Annotated in this window: 17 protein-coding genes and 1 riboswitch; of the genes, 11 read left to right on the top strand and 6 right to left on the bottom strand. The window is 62.0% G+C overall.

Annotated elements, in window-relative coordinates; genetic code table 11:
* The first annotated feature begins 439 nt into the window (after positions 1-439).
* On the top strand, positions 440-1255 hold the full coding sequence (locus AC1M7R_RS06380; RefSeq protein WP_053146507.1) for a M48 family metallopeptidase: 816 nt from the start codon (positions 440-442) through the stop codon (positions 1253-1255).
* 109 nt (positions 1256-1364) lie between these two features.
* Here AC1M7R_RS06380 and AC1M7R_RS06375 read toward each other — a convergent pair whose 3' ends face one another.
* The 3 genes from AC1M7R_RS06375 to AC1M7R_RS06365 all read right to left on the bottom strand — a co-directional run bounded on the left by AC1M7R_RS06375 (position 1365) and on the right by AC1M7R_RS06365 (position 4209).
* Positions 1365-1949, bottom strand: coding sequence for a TMEM165/GDT1 family protein (locus AC1M7R_RS06375; protein ID WP_072396885.1), 585 nt, complete (start codon positions 1947-1949; stop codon positions 1365-1367).
* Between the two features lie 90 nt (positions 1950-2039).
* Positions 2040-2162, bottom strand: a riboswitch (yybP-ykoY riboswitch).
* A gap of 49 nt (positions 2163-2211) precedes the next feature.
* Positions 2212-3210, bottom strand: coding sequence for a methyltransferase (locus AC1M7R_RS06370; protein ID WP_072396888.1), 999 nt, complete (start codon positions 3208-3210; stop codon positions 2212-2214).
* Positions 3211-3243: 33 nt separating this feature from the next.
* Positions 3244-4209 carry a 2-hydroxyacid dehydrogenase gene (locus tag AC1M7R_RS06365; protein ID WP_490610309.1) on the bottom strand — a complete coding sequence of 322 codons (966 nt, stop codon included), beginning with the start codon at positions 4207-4209 and terminating at the stop codon, positions 3244-3246.
* 116 nt (positions 4210-4325) lie between these two features.
* Between AC1M7R_RS06365 and AC1M7R_RS06360 the strand changes: the two genes are divergently transcribed.
* The 6 genes from AC1M7R_RS06360 to AC1M7R_RS06335 all read left to right on the top strand — a co-directional run bounded on the left by AC1M7R_RS06360 (position 4326) and on the right by AC1M7R_RS06335 (position 14223).
* Entirely contained in the window at positions 4326-4955 is a 630-nt protein-coding gene (locus tag AC1M7R_RS06360) for a LysE family translocator (RefSeq protein ID WP_072396892.1), read from the top strand.
* A gap of 165 nt (positions 4956-5120) precedes the next feature.
* Complete coding sequence (locus tag AC1M7R_RS06355; protein ID WP_072396894.1) at positions 5121-6803, top strand: fatty acid--CoA ligase; 1683 nt, start codon at positions 5121-5123, stop codon at positions 6801-6803.
* A gap of 333 nt (positions 6804-7136) precedes the next feature.
* Positions 7137-8996 carry a DUF1302 domain-containing protein gene (locus AC1M7R_RS06350; protein ID WP_490610308.1) on the top strand — a complete coding sequence of 620 codons (1860 nt, stop codon included), beginning with the start codon at positions 7137-7139 and terminating at the stop codon, positions 8994-8996.
* A gap of 24 nt (positions 8997-9020) precedes the next feature.
* Positions 9021-10385, top strand: a complete 1365-nt coding sequence (locus AC1M7R_RS06345; RefSeq protein WP_072396899.1) for a DUF1329 domain-containing protein — start codon at positions 9021-9023, stop codon at positions 10383-10385.
* Between the two features lie 372 nt (positions 10386-10757).
* A complete protein-coding gene (locus AC1M7R_RS06340) occupies positions 10758-13496 on the top strand; it encodes a winged helix-turn-helix domain-containing protein (protein WP_490610307.1) in 2739 nt (912 codons plus the stop codon).
* A 226-nt stretch (positions 13497-13722) separates the two neighbouring features.
* Positions 13723-14223: a methylated-DNA--[protein]-cysteine S-methyltransferase gene (locus AC1M7R_RS06335; RefSeq protein WP_490610306.1), complete on the top strand. Its 501-nt coding sequence runs from the start codon at positions 13723-13725 to the stop codon at positions 14221-14223.
* A 78-nt stretch (positions 14224-14301) separates the two neighbouring features.
* Here the strand turns inward: AC1M7R_RS06335 and AC1M7R_RS06330 are convergent, their stop codons facing one another.
* Positions 14302-14739 (bottom strand): Z-ring associated ZapG family protein, encoded by a 438-nt coding sequence (locus AC1M7R_RS06330; RefSeq protein WP_072396905.1) that lies wholly within the window; start codon positions 14737-14739, stop codon positions 14302-14304.
* 148 nt (positions 14740-14887) lie between these two features.
* On the opposite strand from AC1M7R_RS06330, the gene AC1M7R_RS06325 reads away from it, so the two are divergent.
* From AC1M7R_RS06325 to zapE, 3 genes are all read left to right on the top strand, one after another.
* The gene (locus AC1M7R_RS06325) at positions 14888-15517 is read left to right on the top strand and encodes an alpha/beta hydrolase (protein ID WP_072396908.1); all 630 of its coding nucleotides are present in this window, start codon (positions 14888-14890) and stop codon (positions 15515-15517) included.
* A 24-nt stretch (positions 15518-15541) separates the two neighbouring features.
* Entirely contained in the window at positions 15542-16897 is a 1356-nt protein-coding gene (locus AC1M7R_RS06320) for a tryptophan--tRNA ligase (RefSeq protein ID WP_072431564.1), read from the top strand.
* Between the two features lie 101 nt (positions 16898-16998).
* Positions 16999-18093, top strand: coding sequence for a cell division protein ZapE (gene zapE, locus AC1M7R_RS06315; RefSeq protein ID WP_072396921.1), 1095 nt, complete (start codon positions 16999-17001; stop codon positions 18091-18093).
* Between the two features lie 191 nt (positions 18094-18284).
* On the opposite strand, the gene AC1M7R_RS06310 is transcribed toward zapE, so the two are convergent.
* Positions 18285-19181 (bottom strand): GlxA family transcriptional regulator, encoded by an 897-nt coding sequence (locus tag AC1M7R_RS06310; RefSeq protein WP_172834656.1) that lies wholly within the window; start codon positions 19179-19181, stop codon positions 18285-18287.
* A 244-nt stretch (positions 19182-19425) separates the two neighbouring features.
* Between AC1M7R_RS06310 and AC1M7R_RS06305 the strand changes: the two genes are divergently transcribed.
* Positions 19426-20562 carry an acyl-CoA dehydrogenase family protein gene (locus tag AC1M7R_RS06305; protein ID WP_072396925.1) on the top strand — a complete coding sequence of 379 codons (1137 nt, stop codon included), beginning with the start codon at positions 19426-19428 and terminating at the stop codon, positions 20560-20562.
* 130 nt (positions 20563-20692) lie between these two features.
* On the opposite strand, the gene AC1M7R_RS06300 is transcribed toward AC1M7R_RS06305, so the two are convergent.
* Positions 20693-21733 (bottom strand): NADP(H)-dependent aldo-keto reductase, encoded by a 1041-nt coding sequence (locus tag AC1M7R_RS06300; RefSeq protein WP_076406297.1) that lies wholly within the window; start codon positions 21731-21733, stop codon positions 20693-20695.
* Positions 21734-21791 lie beyond the last annotated feature (58 nt).

The following is a 21791-nucleotide window of genomic DNA, read 5'->3' as shown; positions in this document are numbered from 1 at the left end:
GCGGCGCCTCCAGTTCCCGCTGGATCAGGCTGGCCTGGGTGCGGGCCAGGGCGCTGAGGCGTTGCTCGATCTGTTGCTTGAATTGCGCCTTGGTTCGCTCTTGCACCATCTCCTGGGTGCGCGCACCGGCGAACAGCGCGTACAGCACCAGGGCACCGACCACGCTGAGGACGATGGCGCCCGCCAGGGCGGCCACGGAAAACTGGATAGATCTGAACTTCATAAAGACTCCGGACGTGTAAATGACGCCTGGACGCTGTATCGGCGTTTGCGTGGCCCTGCATGAGTGGCTGTTCGTCGGGTGACTGTTTTGGAATCGTGGGTGTCGCAAATGGACTTCGATGAGATCCGTCCGAATTAGCTGTAATCCCTCGCTGTGTATCTGGCGCAGATACAAAACCGCGCATAGGATACGCCCACGTTTTCAGGGAGCTTCGTTATGAACAAGACATTGATGGTAAGTGCACTGAGCGCGGGCCTGTTGCTTGCCGGTTGCCAGTCGGTCAACACCACCAGCGGCGGAGCCGTGGGCGTAGAGCGCAAGCAGTACATGTTCAGCATGCTGTCCAGCGCCGAGGTCAACCAGATGTACGCCCAGTCCTATCAGAAGACCATGGGCGAGGCGAGCGCCAAGGGCGTGCTGGACAAGACCAGCGCCGATGCCAAGCGCGTCCAGGTCATTGCCGACCGGCTGATTGCCCAGGCCCCGGTGTTCCGCCCGGATGCGGCGCAATGGAACTGGGAAGTGAACCTCATCAAGAGCGACGAGCTCAACGCCAACTGCGGCCCCGGCGGCAAGATCATGTTCTACACCGGGCTGATCGACCAGTTGAAGCTGACCGACGCTGAAATCGCCGCGATCATGGGCCATGAAATCGCCCATGCCCTGCGCGAGCATGGGCGCGAAGCGATGTCCAAGGCTTATGGGATCGAGATGGCCAAGCAGGGCGCCGGTGCGTTGTTCGGCCTGGGCCAGGACAGCCTGGCATTGGCCGACACCGTGGCGAACTATGGCATGACCTTGCCCAACAGCCGTGGCAACGAAAACGAAGCCGACCTGATCGGTCTAGAACTGGCCGCTCGCGCCGGCTACGATCCGAACGCCGCGATCACCCTGTGGAACAAGATGAGCAAGGCTTCGGAAGGTGCTCCACCGGAATTCATGAGCACCCACCCTTCGTCGAGCAGCCGGATCGCTTCGTTGCAGGCGGCGATTCCCAAGGTCATGCCGCTGTATCAGCAGGCCAGGAAATAAGCATCGTCATGCGGTGAGGCGGCTGGCCTCGTCGCGAGCAAGCGCGTTCCCACAATGATCTTCAGCCCCTGTGGGAGCGAGCTTGCTCGCGATGAACGATGACGCGGTATCAAACCCACCCACTGCTCTGCATCGCCTTGTACACCGCGACGATCGCCAGGATGAAAAACGCCGAGGCGGCCAGGCGGCGGATAAGGGCGAGGGGCAATTTCTCGGCGGCGAAATTACCCGCCAGCACCACTGGCACGTTAGCGATCAACATACCCACGGTCGTGCCGATGATCACCAGCCAGAGCTCCGGGTATTGCGCGGCGAGCATCACCGTGGCGATCTGCGTCTTGTCGCCGATCTCTGCCAGGAAAAAGGCGATCAGTGTGGTCAGGAACGGCCCGAACCTGCGGGCGGTATTGGCCTCTTCATCGTCCAGCTTGTCCGGGACCAGGGTCCAGAGAGCCGTGGCCGCAAAGCTCGCCGCCAGGATCCAGTGCAGGACTCCATCCGAGAAAATGCTGCTGACCCAGGCGCCCACCGCACCGGCGGCGGCGTGGTTGGCGAGTGTCGCGGCGACGATGCCGGCGATGATCGGCCAGGGTTTGCGAAAGCGAGCCGCCAGGATAAGCGCGAGCAATTGTGTCTTGTCGCCGATTTCGGCCAGCGCAACGATTGCGGTCGGTACCAGGAAAGAGTCCAGCATCAGGGGGATTCCTAAAGGGGCGGGTCGACACGGCTATGACACGTACAGCCTTCCCGCCCCGGGTAAGGTGTGCGTGTCATAGGTCTTGTCAAACCCAGCGACCATCTGCGTGGACGCTTGGGCCGCATACGCCATGGTCTGCTGACCAAGTATGTTGACGTATGCCGGGCGAGCAGGGCGCTCGCGGGAGACTACTCCCCTAGGACGGAGCGGATTCTGCCTAGGCAAATCCGATAGGGCAAGTGCTGTTTCGTGAAAAAATTCAGCCGCGCTTGGCCCGGTAGATGCGGAACCCCTGACCCTCGGCCTTGATCGTGCAAACCCCCAGGTGTTCTTCGATCAACGGCTGGTACTTGAGGAAACTGTTCGCCACCAACCGAAGTTCGCCGCCATTTTTCAGGTGTTTGGCAGCTTTTCTCAGCAAGTTCTCCGTGGCCTGGTAATCGGTGTGCACACCGACATGGAAGGGCGGATTGCTGAGGATGGCATTCAGGCCCATGGGCGCTGCGTCGATACCGTCTGCGGTCAGTACTTCGGCCTCCAGCCCGTTGGCAGCCAGGGTCAGGCGGCTGCTGGCGGTGGCGAAAGCGTCCACGTCCAGCAGGGTGACGCTGTTGTGTGGGTAACGTCGCTTGACGGCCGCTCCCAGCACGCCGGCACCGCAGCCGAAATCCAGCAGGTGGCCGCTGGGCAGTTTATCCAGGTGCTCGAGCAACAGCGCACTGCCGCGATCCAGCCGACCGTGGCTGAACACCCCCGGCAGGCTGACGATCTTCAGAGGGCCTTCGGCCAGGGGCAGCTCGTAGGTCTGGGCCAGGCTTTCCAGGGGCTTGGCCTCGGGCGCATTGGCGACGGTGACCTGCCACAACTGGCAATGCCGTGCGCTGTCGAGCTTGCGCGGCTTGCCGAATGGGTTGAGTTGCTTGGATGCGCTTTCGATGCCGGCGCGTTTTTCGCCCACCAGATAGACCTCCCGACCGGCCAGGCGCGCCGCCACGGCGTTGAGCAGGTAATCGGTGAGGTCCTTGGCCTTGGGCAGGAACACCACCGCAGTGTCGAATGCGCGCTCGGGAACGTTCACGCCGAAGTGGCTGCGCTCAGGGAAACGCGCGTCCAGTGCGGCCTGGTCCCCTGCGTGCCAGCACCAGCCATGGGCCCCGGGCAGGCGGCCGAGCAGGTCGTCGGCGGGCAGCCCGGCCAGCAAGACCGACCCTTGGAATAACTCGGCCTGACGAAGCAGTACTTCACTGCGCGGATCCATGGTCTGCTCCTTGAAAAAAAGTGCGGCAGTTTATCAACTGACGACTCGTCGTGCTGCACCGCTGAAAAAGCCCTGGGCGTTTTCAGTCAGTTGACCGACGATCCGCTGCCGCGCCTCGCGGCTGCCCCAGGCGTTGTGGGGCGTGACGATCAGGCGGGGAATATCGGCGGCCAGCAGTGGGTTGCCCTGGGTCGGTGGTTCCACGCTCAGCACATCGGTGGCGGCGCCGCCCAGGTGGCCGCTGCGCAGGGCATCGGCCAAGGCCTGTTCGTCGATCAGACCGCCTCGGGCGGTGTTGAGGACAAAGGCCCCGGGCTTGAGCCGCGCCAGTTCCCGCGGGCCGATGAAGTGGCGGGTGTGCTCGTTGAGCGGACAGTGCAGGGTCAGGGCATCGACTTGCGGCAGCAACTGATCCAGCGGCAGGCGATCGGGGCGGGCAGGGCGACCAGGGACCTGCCCCAGCAGCACGCGCATGCCAAATGCCTCGGCCAGCCGGCCGACGGCGCTACCCAGCTCGCCGTGGCCGAGCAAACCCAGGGTCTTGCCTTGCAGTTCGACGATGGGATAGTCCAGCAGGCAGAACTGCGCGGCCTGTTGCCAACGACCTTCACCCACTGCTTTTTGATAATCGGCCAGGCGCGTCGCCAGGTTCAGCAACAGCATGATCGTGTGCTGGGCCACCGACGGCGTGCCGTACCCCTGGCAGTTGCAGACGGTGATGCCGTGGCGACGAGCCGCCTGCAGGTCGACATTGTTGGTACCGGTGGCGCTGATCAGGATCAGCTTGAGGCTGGCGTTTGCGGCCATGGCCGCTGCGTCGATCACGACCTTGTTGGTGATCGCCACCGTGGCGTCCTGGAGTCGTTCTGTCACCTGGCCGGGCAGGGTCCGGGCGAACAGTTGCAGTTCGCCGAAGCAGTTGCGCAACGGGGCCAGGTCCAGGTCACCCAGGTCCAGGGAAGAATGGTCGAGAAAAACGGCGCGGACGGTGTTCGTCATCAACTGTACCTTTTGTGTCAGAAGCCGAAGGCGTAATGTGGCGAGCCTATCAGATGAGTTGCGGCCCTGGCGCCGCACGGCATCCACTCAACAAGGCCTACCCACGAGGAGCCCCCATGTACCTCACCGAGTTCCTCACTGTCGCCCTGATCCACCTGTTGGCGGTCGCCAGCCCCGGGCCGGATTTCGCCGTGGTGGTGCGCGAAAGCGTGACCCACGGCCGGCGCGCGGGAACCTGGACGGCGCTGGGCGTCGGCACGGCGATTTTCCTGCACGTGGGCTACTCGCTGTTGGGTATCGGCCTGATCGTGTCGCAATCGATCGTGCTCTTCAACGCGTTGAAGTGGGCCGCTGCCGCCTACCTGCTGTACATCGGCTTCAAGGCGCTGCGGGCCAAGCCAGCCGGTGCTGCCGAAGACCACCTGCACAAGGAGGTGGGTGAGCGTAGTGCCCGTGGCGCGTTCACCTCGGGCTTCATCACCAACGGCCTGAATCCCAAGGCGACGCTGTTCTTCCTGTCGCTGTTCACCGTGGTCATCAACCCGCATACACCGTTGGCGGTACAGGCCGGTTACGGCGTATACCTGGCGGTCGCCACGGCCTTGTGGTTCTGCATGGTCGCCATGTTGTTCAGCCAGCAGCGGGTGCGCGCCGGTTTCGCCCGCATGGGCCACTGGTTCGACCGCACCATGGGCGCGGTGCTCGTGGCCATCGGCGTGAAGCTGGCGTTCACCGAGACGCATTGATCTGCGAGCGTATCCGTCCAGGCTGCGTGAACGCGTGCAAATACTGGCTCAAGGCTAGTATTTGCCTGCTGAATAAATCATTCCTTTGGCTGATTTGATCCGTGTATAAGCGCTCTAGAGTGCTCACCTCCAGCCACGACTATGCAGTCAGAAAAAGGGATTCTTATGTTGCAGACTCGCGTTATTCCTCCTGCCGAAGGCGCTTATCAATACCCGCTGCTGATCAGGCGGCTGTTGATGTCCGGGGCCCGTTACGAGAAAACCCGCGAGATCGTCTACCGTGACCAGTTGCGCTACAACTATCCGACACTGGTCGAACGGGTCGCGCGGCTGGCCAATGTGCTGACCGAAGCCGGGGTCAAGGCGGGCGATACCGTCGCAGTGATGGACTGGGACAGCCATCGGTATCTGGAATGCATGTTCGCGATACCGATGATCGGCGCGGTGATCCATACGATCAACGTGCGCCTGTCGCCGGAGCAGATCCTCTACACCATGAACCATGCCGAGGACCGTTTCGTGCTGGTCAACAGCGAGTTCGTCGGGTTGTACCAGGCCATTGCCGGCCACCTGACCACGGTGGAAAAGACGCTGCTGCTGACCGACTTGCCGGAAAAGACCGCCGACCTGCCGAACCTGGTGGGTGAATACGAGCAACTGCTGGCCGCGGCGAGCCCCGTCTACGACTTCCAGGACTTCGACGAGAACTCGGTCGCCACCACCTTCTACACCACCGGCACCACGGGCAACCCCAAGGGGGTGTACTTCACTCACCGGCAGTTGGTGCTGCATACCCTGGGCGAGGCGACCATCATGGGGGCCATCGACAGTGTGCGGCTGCTGGGCTCCAATGACGTGTACATGCCCATCACGCCGATGTTCCATGTACATGCCTGGGGCCTGCCGTACGTGGCGACCATGCTCGGCCTCAAGCAGGTCTATCCCGGCCGGTACGATCCGGAATTCCTGGTCCAGCTGTGGCGCAATGAGAAGGTCACGTTCTCCCACTGCGTGCCCACCATCCTGCAAATGGTCCTCAACGCCAAGAGCGCCCAGGACGCCGATTTCGGCGGCTGGAAAATCGTCATCGGCGGCAGTGCCCTGAACCGTAGCCTGTATGAAGCCGCCAAGGCCAAGGGCATCCAGCTCACCGCCGCCTACGGTATGTCGGAAACCGGCCCCCTGGTGTCCTGTGCCCACCTGAACGACGAATTGATGGCCGGCAGCGAAGACGAGCGCATCACCTACCGGATCAAGGCCGGCGTACCGGGGCCCCTGGTGGAGGCGGCGATCGTCGATGCCGAGGGCCGCTTCCTGCCTGCCGACGGCGAGACCCAGGGGGAGCTGGTACTGCGGGCGCCCTGGCTCACCGAGGGTTATTTCAACGAGCCGCAGAAAGGCGCCGAGCTCTGGGCCGGTGGCTGGCTGCACACCGGTGACGTCGCCACGCTGGACGGCATGGGCTTCATCGACATCCGCGACCGTATCAAGGACGTGATCAAGACTGGCGGCGAATGGATCTCCTCCCTGGACCTGGAAGACCTCATCAGCCGTCACGTGGCGGTACGTGAAGTAGCAGTGGTGGGTATTCCGGATCCACAGTGGGGCGAGCGTCCGTTTGCCTTGCTGGTGATTCACGAAGGGCACCAGATCGGGGCTCGGGAGCTCAAGGATCACCTCAAGCCGTTCGTCGAGCAGGGGCACCTGAGCAAGTGGGCGATTCCGAGCCAGATTGCCCTTGTTACGGAAATTCCCAAGACCAGTGTCGGCAAGCTCGACAAGAAGCGCATCCGCGTCGATATCGTCGAATGGCAAAGCAACAACAGCACCTTCCTTTCCACGCTTTGAAGCGTTCCTGCCGTGCCCGAAAGGGCACGGCAGCCCCACCAAGCAAGCGCTTGCCTTGTCAAACCGGAAAAATCAGCCATCCTTGCGGTGCCGATATCTGTCGGCCTGGCGAAAGGACTGTTCCAGAGTGGTCGAGGGCTGCAAATCACACTTTAGAGGGATCAAGCCGTACTACCTGCTGGCTATAGTCCGCTCACGGATTTTTCAGGAACGGGGCGCACGCACGAAAGAGCGATGCGACTTCCGCGGGGTATCGGGCGTTGCCGCGCCCAGGCCGTCGAAGTGTTCCTGGAACGTTCACTGCCATAACAATAAGCACATGGAGTAGCGTCGATGACCACAGCAACCACGTTCTGGCGCCGGGCAAAATTGCCTCTGGCGGTCAGTCTCGCCTCTTCGCTCGCCGGGCCGGCATTTGGCGTCAGCTTCAATATCGGTGAAATCGAAGGCCAGTTCGACTCGTCCCTGTCGGTGGGCGCAAGCTGGTCCACGGCCAAGCCCAACAGCGACCTGATTGGTGTCAACAACGGCGGCAAGGGGTTGTCGCAGACCTCCGATGACGGACACCTGAACTTCAAGCGTGGCGAAACCTTCTCGAAGATCTTCAAGGGCATCCACGACCTGGAACTCAAGTATGGCGATACCGGCGTGTTCGTACGCGGCAAGTACTGGTACGACTTCGAGCTGAAGGACGAAAACCGCCTGTACAAGGACATCAGCGACAGCAATCGCAAGGAAGGCGCCAAATCTTCCGGCGGGCAGATCCTCGATGCGTTCGTCTATCACAACTACGCCATTGCCGATCAACCGGGCTCGGTGCGCCTGGGCAAGCAGGTGGTCAGCTGGGGTGAGAGTACCTTCATCCAGGGCGGCATCAACTCCATCAACCCGATCGACGTGTCCGCGTTCCGTCGTCCCGGTGCCGAGATCAAGGAAGGCCTGATCCCGGTCAACATGTTCTACGTGTCCCAGAGCCTGACCGATAACCTGTCGGCCGAGGCCTTCTACCAGATTGAATGGGACCAGACCGTGGTGGATAACTGCGGTACGTTCTTCTCCCAGCCCGATGTGATTGCCGATGGTTGCAATGACAACCTGCGGGTATTGAACAAACGCTCAAGCATTCCGCTTCCGGGTGTCGTCCTCCCGATACTGGAAGGCCAAGGCGTCGATATCAACGAAGAAGGCGTGCTGGTGCGTCGCGGTCCGGACCGCGATGCCCGCGACAGCGGCCAATGGGGCGCGTCCCTGAAGTACATGTTCGAGCCGCTGGACACCGAGTTTGGCGCCTACTTCATGAACTACCACAGTCGTGCGCCGATCTTCAGTGCTACCGGTGCGCCGCAGTCGGTCTATAACAGCGCTCCGTTTTTTGGTCCGCTGGCGCCTTTGATCGTGGCGGGTAACTCGAATTATTTCGTCGAATATCCTGAAGACATCCGTTTGTATGGCCTGAGCTTCTCCACGACGCTGCCCACCGGTACGGCGTGGAGCGGTGAACTGAGCTACCGTCCGAATGCCCCGGTGCAATTGAGCACCACCGATATCCTGTTTGCCGGTGTCACCCCATTGCCCGGGCTCGGCAATGCCTCGGTGCTCCAAGGCACTCCGGGCCAGGACCTGCATGGCTATCGCCGTAAGGAAATCACCCAGTTCCAGACCACCTTCACCCACTTCCTCGATCAGGTCATGGGCGCCAGCCGCCTGACCCTGGTTGGTGAAGTCGGTGTCACTCACGTCGGTGGCCTGGAAAGCAAATCCGATGCTCGTTACGGTCGTGATCCGGTGTTCGGTCCAGGCCAGTTGCCCAACGGCTTCTGCAGCACGCTCAACGCCTCGACCGCCGCGGGTGGTGGCCAGACCGCCGCCAACGTGAACAGCAACTGCAACAACGACGGCTTCACCACCTCCACCTCCTGGGGCTACCGCGCTCGCGCCATCTGGGAATACCCGGACGTCTTCGCTGGCGTGAACCTCAAGCCCAACGTGGCCTGGTCCCATGACGTCAAAGGCTACTCGCCAGGCCCTGGCGGCAACTTCGAGGAAGGCCGCAAGGCCGTCAGCCTCGGTCTGGATGCCGAATACCAGAACACCTACAACGCGAGCCTGGCCTACACCAACTTCTTTGGTGGCGACTTCAGCACCGTTGACGATCGCGATTTCCTGGCGCTCAGCGTCGGCGTGACCTTCTAAGCACCGTATTTCAGGATGAGCACTATGAAAATAACAAAGAGTCTGTTGCAGGTCGGTGCGTTGGGGCTTTCCCTGCTGGCCGCCAGCGTCATGGCGGCGGTGCCTGCCGCCGAAGCCGACAAGCTGGGCAAGAGCCTGACGCCGATGGGCGCCGAGATGGCCGGCAATGCCGACGGTTCGATCCCAGCCTGGAAACCCATGGCCAAGAACGCCGGTTCCGTGGACAGCAAGGGTTTCCTGTCCGATCCGTTCGCCAGTGAAAAACCGTTGTTCACCATCACCGCGCAGAACGTCGACCAGTACAAGGACAAGCTCGCGCCGGGCCAGTACGCGATGTTCAAGCGCTACCCGGAAAGCTTCAAGATGCCGGTCTACCCATCCCATCGCGGTGCCACCGTTCCGGATGAGGTGTTCGCCTCCATCAAGAAGAATGCGGTCAACACCAAGCTGGTATCCGGTGGCAACGGCCTGGAGAACTTCGAGACGGCCATCCCGTTCCCGATTCCCCAGAGCGGCGTCGAAGTGATCTGGAACCACATCACCCGTTATCGCGGCGGCAGCGTGACCCGCCTGGTGACCCAGGCCACCCCGCAGCCCAACGGCTCCTACAGCCTGGTGTACTTCCGCGACCAGTTCGTGTTCCGCGACAAGATGAAGGACTTCGATCCAGCCAACCCCGGCAACATCCTGTTCTACTTCAAGCAGCAAGTGACCGCGCCGGCGCGCCTGGCCGGTGGTGTGCTGCTGGTGCACGAAACCCTCGACCAGGTGAAGGAACCTCGCTCGGCCTGGGTCTACAACGCCGGCCAGCGCCGTGTGCGCCGTGCGCCACAAGTGTCCTATGACGGCCCGGGGACCGCCGCCGACGGCCTGCGTACCTCCGACAACCTGGACATGTACAACGGTGCGCCGGATCGCTACGACTGGAAACTGGTAGGCAAGAAAGAGCTGTACATCGCCGCCAACAGCTACAAGATCGACTCGCCGCAACTCAAGTACGCCGACATCCTCAAGGCCGGCCACGTCAACCAGGACCTGGCGCGCTACGAGCTGCGTCGTGTCTGGCATGTGACCGCGACCCTGAAGGAAGGCCAGCGCCATATCTACGCCAAGCGTGACTTCTTCATCGATGAAGACACCTGGCAAGCCGCGGTGATCGATCATTACGATGGTCGTGGCCAGCTCTGGCGCGTCGCCGAGGCCCATGCCGAGAACTACTACGACAAGCAGGTGCCGTGGTACGCCCTGGAAACCCTCTATGACCTGCAATCCGGGCGCTACCTGGCCCTGGGCATGAAGAACGAGGAGAAATCGGCCTACGACTTCGGCTTCACCGCCAGCACCGCCGACTTCACCCCGAACGCGCTGCGCCAGGACGGTATCCGCTAATCGCTTTACCCGAGGCCGCATCCTCGAAAAAACGCCCCGACTGGTTCGGGGCGTTTTTTTGTTGGGGCTAAACACAAATGAGCGGGTAAACACAACGTTGTGGAGCGGGGTTCATCCCCGTTGGGTCGCGAAGCGGCCCCTCAACCCGCCAACTCGAAGCGACAGATAGATGCCTTCAATCTTTGGGGCCGCTTCGCAGCACAACGGGGATGAACCCCTCGCCACAGAAGTGATGCCTGACGCGCCTTTCAAGTTGAATCGACGTGTAGTCTTTTTGTAGCCATTTGTAGCACTCCCTTCAATACCTCCCCGTTTACCGCTAGTCTGCGAAAATCTGCAACGCCGCCATCCGTAATTCAACAAGAGCCGGCCATGACTGATTTGTCTGCACCTGCACACTCTGACCGCGCAGCCATCGCGGTACGGGACGGGCGCTTCTACCGACCGCCGCTGCCCGATGGGCACGTCGCGCGTCCACGGTTGTGCGAGCGCTTGAGCGCGGGGCTCGGTGGTCGGTTGCTGCTGGTGAGTGCACCGGCGGGGTTCGGGAAAAGCTCCCTGGCCGTGGAGTTCTGCCAGAGCCTGCCGGCCCATTGGCAAAGCCTCTGGCTGGGTCTCAATACCCGCGATAGCGACCCGGGGCGTTTCCTGGAGCGGCTGCTCGAAGGGCTCCAGGCCTTCTTCCCCCAGTTGGGAGGCCGTGCGCTGGGGTTGCTGAAGATGCGTCAGCGCCACCAACCCTTCGCGTTCGAAGAGTGGCTCGACGGCCTGCTGGATGAACTGACCACCCACCTGTCGCCCCGCTTCCCCTTGCTGCTGGTGCTCGACGATTATCATCTGGCCCAGGGCGCCGTCCTGGATCGTTGCCTGCAGTTTTTCCTCAACCACCTGCCTGACGGATTACTGGTGCTGGTTACCAGCCGCCAGAGACCGGACTGGCATCTGGCGCGCCTGCGCCTGTCGCGGCAACTGCTCGAACTGAACGAGCAGGACCTGCGCCTGACTCACGACGAAGCCCAGATACTGCTCGAGCATCACAGCATTTCGTTGCGCGGCGAAGCCCTGGAGAATCTCATCCAGCGCAGCGAAGGCTGGGTGGCGGGGTTGCGTTTCTGGCTGCTGGCGGCCTCCGAAGCCGGCACCGAGGGCCGGTTGCCCCAGGCGCTGCATGGTGGGGAAGGGCTGATCCGCGATTATCTGCTGGAGGAAGTCATCGACTGCCTGCCTGCGGATGTGCAGGCGTTCCTCTACGACACCGCGCCGCAGGAGCGTTTCTGCAGCGAATTGTGCGACGCCGTGCGTGAAGCCCATGACAGTGCCGAGATCCTGCGCTACCTGGCGGCCCACCAAGTCTTTCTGGTGCCATTGGACGAACATGGTCGCTGGTATCGTTATCACCATCTGTTCTCCGATCTGCTGCGCAGCCGTCCCAGCGAGTCGGCCATGGTGCCCGCGGCCACCTTGCACCTGCGGGCCTGTCGCTGGTTCAACGCCCAGGGCCTGATCGACGAGGCCGTGGAACAGGCCTTGCGGGCAGGGCACCTGGACGTGGCGGCGAACCTGGTGCAGAACCTTTCGGAAGAGCAATTGCTGGCCGAGCAGAACGTCGGCATGTTGCTGCGCTGGAAAATGGACCTGCCGGACAGCCTGCTCATCAGTACGCCTCGGCTCATCGTGCTCTACAGCTGGGCGCTGGGGCTGGCCTGCCAACTGGATGCGGCCGAGGAGCTGGCCGCCCACTTGAGTCGTTTCCTGCCGGCGCCTTCGGCTACCGCGCAGAAGTCCATGCTTGCCCAGTGGCTGGCGCTGAGCGGTATCGTCGCCCGAGGGCGTGGGGATCGTGAGGCCACGGTGCGTTATTGCACCGAAGCCCTGGAGAGCCTGCCGCAAAAGCGCTATGGCCAGCGCCTGATGTGTCTGTCCACACTCTCGAACCTGGCGATTGCCGACGGCGACCTGTGGCGTGCACGCAACCTGAATCGCGATTCCCTGGAACTGGCGCAGCGGGTCGGCAACCCCTTGTTCGAAGCCCTGGCCCATTACGATCGCGCCCGGGTGCTGCAGGCCCGGGGGGAAATCGTGCGGGCACTGGATGAAGTGCGCCAGGGCCAGCAGCGCCTGCACAAGCTGTCGCCACAACGGCTGTATGCGGTGCGGGCGCGGTTGACCCTCTACGAGGGCTTCCTGCTGACCTTGCGCATGCAGCCCGAGGCCGGACTGACGCGGTTGCAGGCGGGCCTCACCGAAGCCCGCGCCTGTCGCGATATCAGCGTCCTGATTGGCCATTGCGTGATCGCAAGGGTCGAAGGCCATAACGGCGAGTTTGCCCGCGCTTTCGCCGAACTGGCCGAGGCCGAACGCCTGATGCATATCTGGGACGTTCCGCCGGTCTACTACCTGGCGATGATCACCCTGGTCAAATGCGAGCTCTGGCTGGCCCAGGGACGCACCGATCTCGCCGAGGCCTGGCTGTTGCGGTTGGGGCGGACCTACACGGGCGAGCGGGCCGCCGCGCCGCCGGAGTTCCATCCGCAATTGCCGTTGCATGTGGAATTGCAGCAGGCCGTACTGGAATCCATCCGGGGCCAACCGATGCTGGCCGAAGGGCGGCTCAATGCCTTGCTCGAACATGGCCAGCAGACCGGCCGGCAGATGCTCAGCGTGATGGCGCTGAACCAGAAAGTGGCGCTGCTGTTGAGCATCGGCCGCGAGCCGGCCGCTCGCAGTGCCCTGGCCCAGGCGTTCGAAGCCGCCGCTGGCGGTGTGCTGCAACCGTTCCAATGGCTATTGGCCGAGGAACATCGGGACTGGCTGCGTGAGCAACTGCTGCACGCGCCGTCCACGCCCCTGTGCCAGAGCCTGCTGGAGCGCCTGCCGTCGGCGACGGCGCAAGCAGCCGATGCCCCGGCGCCTGTCGAAGCCCTCAGCGGCCGCGAGCGCGCGGTGTTGCAACTGATTGCCCGAGGCTGTTCGAACCAGGAAATCAGCGAGCAACTGTTCATTTCGCTGCACACCGTCAAGACCCACGCCAGCCACATCAACAGCAAGCTTGGCGTGGAGCGGCGTACCCAGGCCGTGGCGCGTGCGAAGGAGTTGGGGTTGCTGGGCTGAGTGTGTTCCAGGCTCTGTACGAAAACTGCCTGCGCGACGATCATGCTGCGTTGAAAACAGGCTCATGCGCGAGTCCGATCGGAATGCTCATCTACAATCAGTCAACTCCGCTTTCTTGTCGGTTTTCGCCGTGCCTGATTACCGCTTGGCGACGTTTCGTATAGAGCCCGATGATGTCGAGAGGCTCCGTGGCGATAACGGCCAGGGGCAGTAGAGGAATGAATCGATGTTACCCAGCTGCAAGACCATTCAATCTCCCGTGGGTCAACTGATCCTCGTGGCCCGGGAGACGAAACTGGCCGCCGTCCTGTGGGGAAACGAACGACTCAACCGCGTGCGCCTGGGGCCCCTGGAAGAAGACAGCCAGCACCCGGTGCTCAAGGAAACCGAACGCCAGCTCATGGAGTATTTCGCCGGCCAGCGTCGCCGTTTCGAGCTGGAGCTGGACTTTGCCGGTACGGATTTCCAGGTGCGGGTCTGGCAGGCGCTGCTGGGCATTCCTTTTGGCGAAACCCGCAGTTACCGCGACATCGCCATCCAGATCGGCCAACCGACCGCCGTGCGAGCGGTGGGCGCCGCCAATGGCCGCAATCCCATCTCGATCATCGCACCGTGCCACCGTGTCATCGGCACTTCCGGCAGCCTCACCGGTTTCGCCGGCGGGCTCGCCGCCAAGCAGTTGCTGCTCAGCCTCGAGGGCCAGCAAACCCTGCAACTGGCGTTCTGAGCCTGCCGCTGCGCGAGCTCACGAAAAAGCCCGCCGGGATCACAGGATCGGGGCGGGCTTTTTCGTGTCGCTGCCTGATTACTTTTTCAAGCCGTAATGCTCATCGAGCATGCCGGGGGAGTTGGGCGCCTTGGGCGCGTAGTCCCGTGGCGGTTCCTGAACCTCTCGTGGCGGGGTCAGGCGTTCCCGGGGAGCCTGTCCTGCATCGGCGTGCAGGGCGGCCAGCAAACGTTGGCGAGTCTGCTCGTCCAGGGCCAGGCGGTTGGCGCCCTCGGACAGGTGATCCTGGACATCCTGGTAGCTCTGGGTGAGTTTCTTCACCAGGGCAGCGGTGCTGTTGAAGTGAGTGACCACTTCATTCTGATAACTGTCGAAACGTTCCTGGATGTCGTCCAGCTGGCGTTGCGTGCTGTTGGGCACCGCATTGGGCAGCAGTCGGGCAAGCAGGAATCCAATGGCGACACCGGCGACCAGGGCAAGAGTCGGCAACAACCAAACTAAGAGCGAGTGTTCCACGAGTCCTTCCTCTATAAACGGCTTTGCTTTACGTTAACGGCTCGGACCTGCGCTGTATACCGCGAAGAACATCGCAATCATGCCAGGCACAGACTTTTAGCTAGACGAGTCGACCCAATTCGGGGTCACGGAGTTCTTTCCCTTGCTTATGCGCGAAACCCCTGTAGTCATCGATGGCCCAGTGGGCCAACTGGAAGCCTTGTACCTGGACAGCGAGGCGCCCCGCGGCCTGGCGCTGATCTGCCACCCGAACCCGGTGCAGGGCGGGACCATGCTCAACAAAGTGGTGTCGACCCTGCAGCGCACCGCCCGGGATGCCGGCCTGGTTACCTTGCGTTTCAATTATCGTGGCGTTGGCGCCAGCGCCGGCAGCCACGACATGGGCACCGGCGAAGTGGACGATGCCCAGGCTGCGGCGGCGTGGCTGCGGGAAAAACACCCTGACTTGCCCCTGACCCTGTTCGGTTTTTCCTTCGGCGGCTTCGTCGCTGCCAGCCTTGGCGGACGGCTCGAAGCCCAGGGCCAGTCGCTCAAGCACCTGTTCATGGTGGCCCCGGCGGTGATGCGCCTGGATGAACAGTCGCCCCTGCCGACCGGCGGTGCGTTGACCGTGATCCAGCCGGAAGACGACGAAGTGGTCGAGCCCCGCCTGGTCTACGAATGGTCCGATGCGCTCCAACGCCCCCATGAGCTGCTGAAAGTGGCAGAATGCGGACACTTTTTTCATGGCAAGCTGACCGATCTCAAGGATCTTCTCCTGCCGCGCCTCTCGAACTGACAGCAGCCTGACAAGCGATAACCCATGACCACTCGTACCCGCATCCTGACCGGCATCACCACCACCGGCACCCCGCACCTGGGCAACTACGCTGGCGCCATCCGCCCGGCGATCCTTGCCAGCCGCGACAGCAATGCCGATTCGTTCTACTTCCTGGCGGATTACCATGCCCTGATCAAGTGCGATGATCCGCTGCGCATCCAGCGCTCGCGCCTGGAGATCGCCGCGACCTGGCTGGCCGGCGGCCTGGATGTGAACCGCGTGACCTTTTATCGCCAGTCCGATATTCCCGAGATCCCGGAACTGACCTGGTTGCTGACCTGCGTCGCCGCCAAGGGCCTGCTCAACCGCGCCCATGCGTACAAGGCCTCGGTGGACAAGAACGTCGAGGCCGGTGAAGACCCGGACGCCGGCATCACCATGGGCCTGTACAGCTATCCGGTGCTGATGGCCGCCGACATTCTGATGTTCAATGCTCACAAGGTGCCGGTCGGTCGTGACCAGATCCAGCACGTTGAAATGGCCCGGGACATCGGCCAGCGCTTCAATCACCTGTTCGGCCAGGGCAAGGAGTTCTTCACCCTGCCCGAGGCACTGATCGAGGAGAGCGTCGCCACGCTGCCGGGCCTGGACGGTCGCAAGATGTCCAAGAGCTACGACAACACCATCCCTCTGTTCAGCAGCGCCAAGGACATGAAAGAGGCGATCTCGCGGATCGTCACCGACTCCCGCGCCCCGGGCGAAGCGAAGGATCCGGACACCTCGCACTTGTTCACGTTGTTCCAGGCGTTCGCCACCCCGGAGCAGGCCGCCGAGTTCCGTAGCGAGCTGTTGCAGGGCCTGGGTTGGGGCGAGGCCAAGAACCGTCTGTTCCTGCTGCTGGACGAACAGTTGGGGGAGTCCCGCGAGCGTTATCACCAGTTGATCGAGCGTCCGGCGGACCTGGAAGACCTCCTGCAACTGGGCGCGAAGAAAGCCCGGGCCGTGGCGACGCCGTTCCTCAACGAACTGCGCGAAGCCGTCGGCCTGCGTTCGTTCGTCAGCCAGGTCCAGGTGGCCGCCAGCACGAAGAAGAAAGCCGCCAAGGCTGCGCGCTTCGTCAGCTTCCGCGAAGACGACGGCAGCTTCCGCTTCCGGTTGCTGGCGGCCGATGGCGAGCAATTGCTGTTGTCTCGTCATTTTGCCGATGGCAAGACGGCCGGCCAGGTCACCAAGCAACTGCAATCCGGCCAACCCTTGGACGTGCGCAGCGAGGCATTGGCCTTCAGTGTCTGGCTCGAAGGTGAATGCGTGGCAGACAGCCCGGCGTTCGCGGACGAAGCCGCCCGGGATGCCGCCATCGAGGCGCTGCACGTTGCGCTGACACCCGCGCAGGACTGATTCGAAGCACCACCCGACCATCGGCCCGAATAAGGGCCGATTGCCATTCCTCGGGGCCGTCGCTACAGTGGCTGCCCGTTTTTGTTGCCTTGCTAACGAATATGACACCCCTAGAACGATATCAAGCTGATCTGAAACGCCCGGAGTTCTTCCACGACGCAGCCCAGGAAACGGCAGTGCGGCACTTGCAGCGCCTGTACGATGACTTGATCGCCGCGTCGAACAACAAGCCGGGCTTGTTGGGCAAACTGTTCGGCAAGAAGGAGCAGGCACCGGTCAAGGGCCTGTACTTCTGGGGTGGCGTGGGCCGTGGCAAGACCTACCTGGTGGACACGTTCTTCGAAGCGCTGCCGTTCAAGGAAAAGACCCGGACGCACTTCCACCGCTTCATGAAGCGGGTGCACGAAGAAATGAAGACCCTGGGCGGCGAGAAGAACCCGCTGACCATCATCGCCAAGCGTTTTGCCAGCGAAACACGGGTGATCTGCTTCGACGAATTCTTTGTCTCCGATATCACCGATGCCATGATCCTCGGCACCTTGATGGAGGAGTTGTTCAAGAATGGCGTGACCCTGGTCGCCACCTCCAACATCGTGCCGGACGGCCTCTACAAGGACGGCCTGCAGCGAGCGCGCTTCCTGCCGGCCATTGCGCTGATCAAGGAACACACGGAAATCGTCAACGTCGACAGCGGCGTCGACTATCGCCTGCGTCATCTCGAGCAGGCGGAACTGTTCCATTACCCCCTGGATGCCGCTGCCGAAGAAAGCCTGCGCAAGAGCTTCCGTGCCCTGACACCGGAATGCACCCAGGCGGTCGAAAACGACGTGCTGATCATCGAGAATCGCGAGATCCGTGCCATTCGCACCTGTGACGACGTGGCCTGGTTCGACTTCCGCGAGCTGTGCGACGGCCCTCGTAGCCAGAACGACTACATCGAACTGGGCAAGATCTTCCATGCCGTGCTGCTCAGTGGCGTCGAACAGATGAGCGTCACCACCGACGACATCGCTCGCCGCTTCATCAACATGGTGGACGAATTCTACGACCGCAACGTCAAGTTGATCATCTCGGCCGAAGTCGAACTCAAGGACCTCTACACCGGCGGTCGCCTGACCTTCGAATTCCAGCGGACCCTGAGTCGCCTGCTGGAAATGCAATCCCACGAGTTCCTGTCGCGGGCGCACAAGCCGTAGGGTGATTCGGAAAACAGGAAGGGCCTGCGATCGCAGGCCTTTTTTGTGCGCGCCAGATCAGCAGTTCACGGATAACCCTGTGGCAGCGAGCTTGCTCGCGCTGGCGTCTTGTCAGTCAACATCAGTGCTGCCGAACCATCGCCATCGCGAGCAAGCTCGCTCCCACAGGGAATCGTTGCCAAGCCCTCGGCCTACGCCGCCTGCTGGAACTGCTGGCGATACTGATTCGGCGACAGGTCGGTGTGTTGTCGGAACAGCCGCGCGAAAAAGCTCGCATCGTCGTAGCCCACTTCATAGCTGATGGTCTTGATGCTCTTGCGGCTACCGGACAGCAGGCCCTTGGCGGTCTCTATTCGCAGCCGCTGCAGGTAATGCAGCGGTTTGTCCCCGGTGGCGGTCTGGAAGCGACGCATGAAGTTGCGAATGCTCATGCCATGTTCCCGGGCGACGTCCTCGAAGCGGAACTTGTCGGCGAAGTGTTCTTCGAGCCATTGCTGGATCTGCAGGATGATCACATCCTGATGCAGCTTCTGGCCACCGAAGCCGATGCGGCCCGGCGAATAGTTGCGCTGCACTTCATACAGGATGTCCCGTGCCACGGCCTGGGCCACGTTGGCGCCGCAGAAGCGTTCGATGAGATAGATGTACAGGTCGCAGGCCGACGTCGTGCCGCCGGCGCAGAACAGATTGTCGGCATCGGTCAGGTGCTTGTCCTGGTTCAGGTGCACCTGGGGAAAACGTTCCTTGAACGCGTTGAAGAAGCGCCAGTAGGTGGTGGCTTCCTTGCCGTCGAGCAATCCGGCTTCGGCCAGCCAGAAAACCCCGGTGGCTTCGCCGCACAGCACCGCGCCGCGGGCATGTTGCTCCCGCAGCCAGGGCAGGATCTGAGGGTAGCGCTGGCAAAGGCTGTCAAAATCATCCCAGAACGCGGGCAGGATGATCACATCGGTGTTTTCCAGGCCTCCGTCCACCGGGATGATCACATCGCTGAAGCTGTTCACCGGCTTGCCGTCGGGGCTGACCAGGCGGATTTCAAATGCCGGGGTCAGGCCTTGGCCCAGTTGTTTGCCATAGCGCAGGCTGGCCAGATGGAAAAAATCCTTGGCTTGCATGAGAGTGAAGGCGAAGACCCGGTCGATAGCCAGGATGCTGACGCGCCGCAAGGGCGTGGAGACGTGCTTGGACATAATTCATCTTTATTTTTATAGGGGATAGTGGTCACCAGACGGCTGGATCGTCTTATTTTTTGTCGGATGTGTCCAGTGTCCTGTCACTCCCCGCAGGCTTAGGCTCTGTGGGATAACCACATCCAACAATAACGAAAGGTGCGTCATGATCCCAAGAACCCTGTTCAGTCCCGAGCACGAATTGTTCCGTGACAGCGTACGAACCTTCCTTGAAAAAGAAGCCGTGCCCTACCACAGCCAGTGGGAAAAACAGGGTCATATCGACCGCCAGCTCTGGAACAAGGCGGGGGAGGCGGGCATGTTGTGTTCCCATCTCCCCCAGGCTTATGGCGGGCTGGAGGCGGACTTTCTCTACAGCGCGGTGGTGATCGAGGAAATCGGCCGCCTGGGCCTGACGGGCATCGGTTTCTCACTGCACTCGGACATAGTCGCGCCTTACATCCTGCATTACGGCAGCGAAGCGTTGAAGCACAAGTACCTGCCGAAACTGATCTCCGGCGAGATGGTCACGGCCATCGCCATGACCGAGCCGGGCGCCGGTTCCGACCTGCAAGGGGTGAAGACCACGGCCGTGCTGGACGGGGATGAGTATGTCCTCAACGGCTCGAAAACCTTCATCACCAATGGCTTCCTGGCCGACCTGGTGATCGTGGTCGCCAAGACTGACCCGAAGGCCGGCGCCAAGGGCACCAGCCTGTTTCTGGTGGAGTCGGGCACGCCTGGCTTCGAAAAAGGCAAGCGCCTGGAAAAGGTCGGGATGAAGGCCCAGGACACATCGGAACTGTTTTTCCAGGATGTCCGCGTGCCGAAGGAAAACCTGCTCGGGCAGGCTGGAATGGGTTTCGCCTACTTGATGCAGGAGCTGCCCCAGGAGCGCCTCACTGTCGCCATCGGCGGCCTGGCCTCGGCCGAAGCCGCGCTGCAGTGGACGCTGGACTACACCCGCGAGCGCAAGGCGTTCGGTAAATCCATTGCAGACTTCCAGAACACCCGTTTCAAGCTCGCGGAAATGGCCACCGAAATCCAGATCGGCCGGGTTTTCGTCGATCGCTGCCTGGAATTGCACCTGCAAGGCAAGCTCGACGTGCCGACCGCGGCGATGGCCAAGTACTGGGGCACCGATCTGCAATGCAAGGTGCTCGACGAGTGCGTGCAGTTGCATGGCGGCTACGGCTTCATGTGGGAATACCCGATTGCCCGTGCGTGGGCCGATGCCCGGGTGCAGCGGATCTATGCAGGGACCAATGAAATCATGAAGGAGATCATTGCGCGGTCGCTTTGATGCGGTGGTGAGCCTGGGTTCGCTATCGCGAGCAAGCTCGCTCCCACAAGGGTTCTGTGCTGATCACAATGTGATCATACACAAATCGCCTGTGGGAGCGAGCTTGCTCGCGATGGGGCCTATGAATCAATCAAGGCGCCGGGTTCGGCTGATCCTTGTGGATCGCCTCGATCCCCGCCAGCACCTCGTCCGACAGCTTCAGGTCGAGGCTTTCGATGTTGCTGTCCAGTTGCTCCAGGGTGGTGGCGCCAATGATGTTGCTGGTCACGAACGGCTGTTGGGTGACGAACGCCAGTGCCATCTGAGCCGGGTCCAGGCCGTGCTCGCGGGCCAGCGCCACGTACCGGCTGCACGCGGCTTCCGATTGAGGGTTGAAATAGCGTGTGAAACGGCTGTAGAGGGTCAAACGACCCTTGGCCGGCCGTGCGCCGTTCTCATATTTGCCCGACAGGAAGCCAAACGCCAAGGGTGAGTAGGCCAGCAGGCCGCACTGTTCACGAATGGCAATTTCTGCAAGGCCGACTTCGAAGCTGCGGTTGAGCAGGTTGTACGGATTCTGGATCGACACCGCGCGCGGCCAGCCACGGGCTTCGGCCAGGGCAAGGAATTTCATGGTGCCCCAGGGTGTTTCGTTGGACAGGCCGATATGCCGGATCTTGCCGGCCCGCACCTGTTCGTCCAGGGCCTCGAGGGTTTCTTCCAGTGGTGTGAAGTTTTCATCGGCCTTGTGCTGGTAGCCCAGTTGCCCGAAGAAATTGGTGCTGCGCTCAGGCCAGTGCAGTTGGTAGAGGTCGATCCAGTCGGTCTGCAGGCGCTTGAGGCTGGCGTCCAGCGCCTGGACGATGTGCTGGCGGTTGTGCTTGAGGTTCTTGTCGCGGATGTAGTCGATGGTGTTGCCGGGACCGGCGATCTTGCTCGCCAGGATCCAGTCGGCGCGGTCGCCGCGGCTCCTGAAGTAGTTGCCGATGTAGCGTTCGGTGGTGGCGTAGGTGTCGGCTTTCGGCGGGACCGGATACATCTCGGCGGTGTCGATGAAATTGATGCCGGCACCCTTGGCGCGTTCGATCTGGGCAAAGGCCTCGGCTTCGCTGTTCTGTTCACCCCAGGTCATGGTTCCGAGACACAGGGCGCTTACGTTCAGATCGGTACGGCCTAGCTGGCGATAGTCCATCGGGGACTCCTCGGGCAAAGCAAGCATAAAAGCAGGTTGAATTATTTTTCGCAATCTG

The sequence above is a fragment of the Pseudomonas sp. MS01C9 genome (assembly GCF_058202755.1).
The sequence above is the reverse complement of the archived record's forward strand: the minus strand, read 5'-3'. Positions and strand labels throughout refer to the sequence as shown.

Coding starts and splice junctions, on each gene's coding strand:
- AC1M7R_RS06380 (WP_053146507.1), top strand. CDS start 440: ATGAACAAGACATTGATGGTAAGTGCACTGAGCGCGGGCCTGTTGCTT.
- AC1M7R_RS06375 (WP_072396885.1), bottom strand. CDS start 1,949: ATGCTGGACTCTTTCCTGGTACCGACCGCAATCGTTGCGCTGGCCGAA.
- AC1M7R_RS06370 (WP_072396888.1), bottom strand. CDS start 3,210: ATGGATCCGCGCAGTGAAGTACTGCTTCGTCAGGCCGAGTTATTCCAA.
- AC1M7R_RS06365 (WP_490610309.1), bottom strand. CDS start 4,209: ATGACGAACACCGTCCGCGCCGTTTTTCTCGACCATTCTTCCCTGGAC.
- AC1M7R_RS06360 (WP_072396892.1), top strand. CDS start 4,326: ATGTACCTCACCGAGTTCCTCACTGTCGCCCTGATCCACCTGTTGGCG.
- AC1M7R_RS06355 (WP_072396894.1), top strand. CDS start 5,121: ATGTTGCAGACTCGCGTTATTCCTCCTGCCGAAGGCGCTTATCAATAC.
- AC1M7R_RS06350 (WP_490610308.1), top strand. CDS start 7,137: ATGACCACAGCAACCACGTTCTGGCGCCGGGCAAAATTGCCTCTGGCG.
- AC1M7R_RS06345 (WP_072396899.1), top strand. CDS start 9,021: ATGAAAATAACAAAGAGTCTGTTGCAGGTCGGTGCGTTGGGGCTTTCC.
- AC1M7R_RS06340 (WP_490610307.1), top strand. CDS start 10,758: ATGACTGATTTGTCTGCACCTGCACACTCTGACCGCGCAGCCATCGCG.
- AC1M7R_RS06335 (WP_490610306.1), top strand. CDS start 13,723: ATGTTACCCAGCTGCAAGACCATTCAATCTCCCGTGGGTCAACTGATC.
- AC1M7R_RS06325 (WP_072396908.1), top strand. CDS start 14,888: ATGCGCGAAACCCCTGTAGTCATCGATGGCCCAGTGGGCCAACTGGAA.
- AC1M7R_RS06320 (WP_072431564.1), top strand. CDS start 15,542: ATGACCACTCGTACCCGCATCCTGACCGGCATCACCACCACCGGCACC.
- zapE (WP_072396921.1), top strand. CDS start 16,999: ATGACACCCCTAGAACGATATCAAGCTGATCTGAAACGCCCGGAGTTC.
- AC1M7R_RS06305 (WP_072396925.1), top strand. CDS start 19,426: ATGATCCCAAGAACCCTGTTCAGTCCCGAGCACGAATTGTTCCGTGAC.
- AC1M7R_RS06300 (WP_076406297.1), bottom strand. CDS start 21,733: ATGGACTATCGCCAGCTAGGCCGTACCGATCTGAACGTAAGCGCCCTG.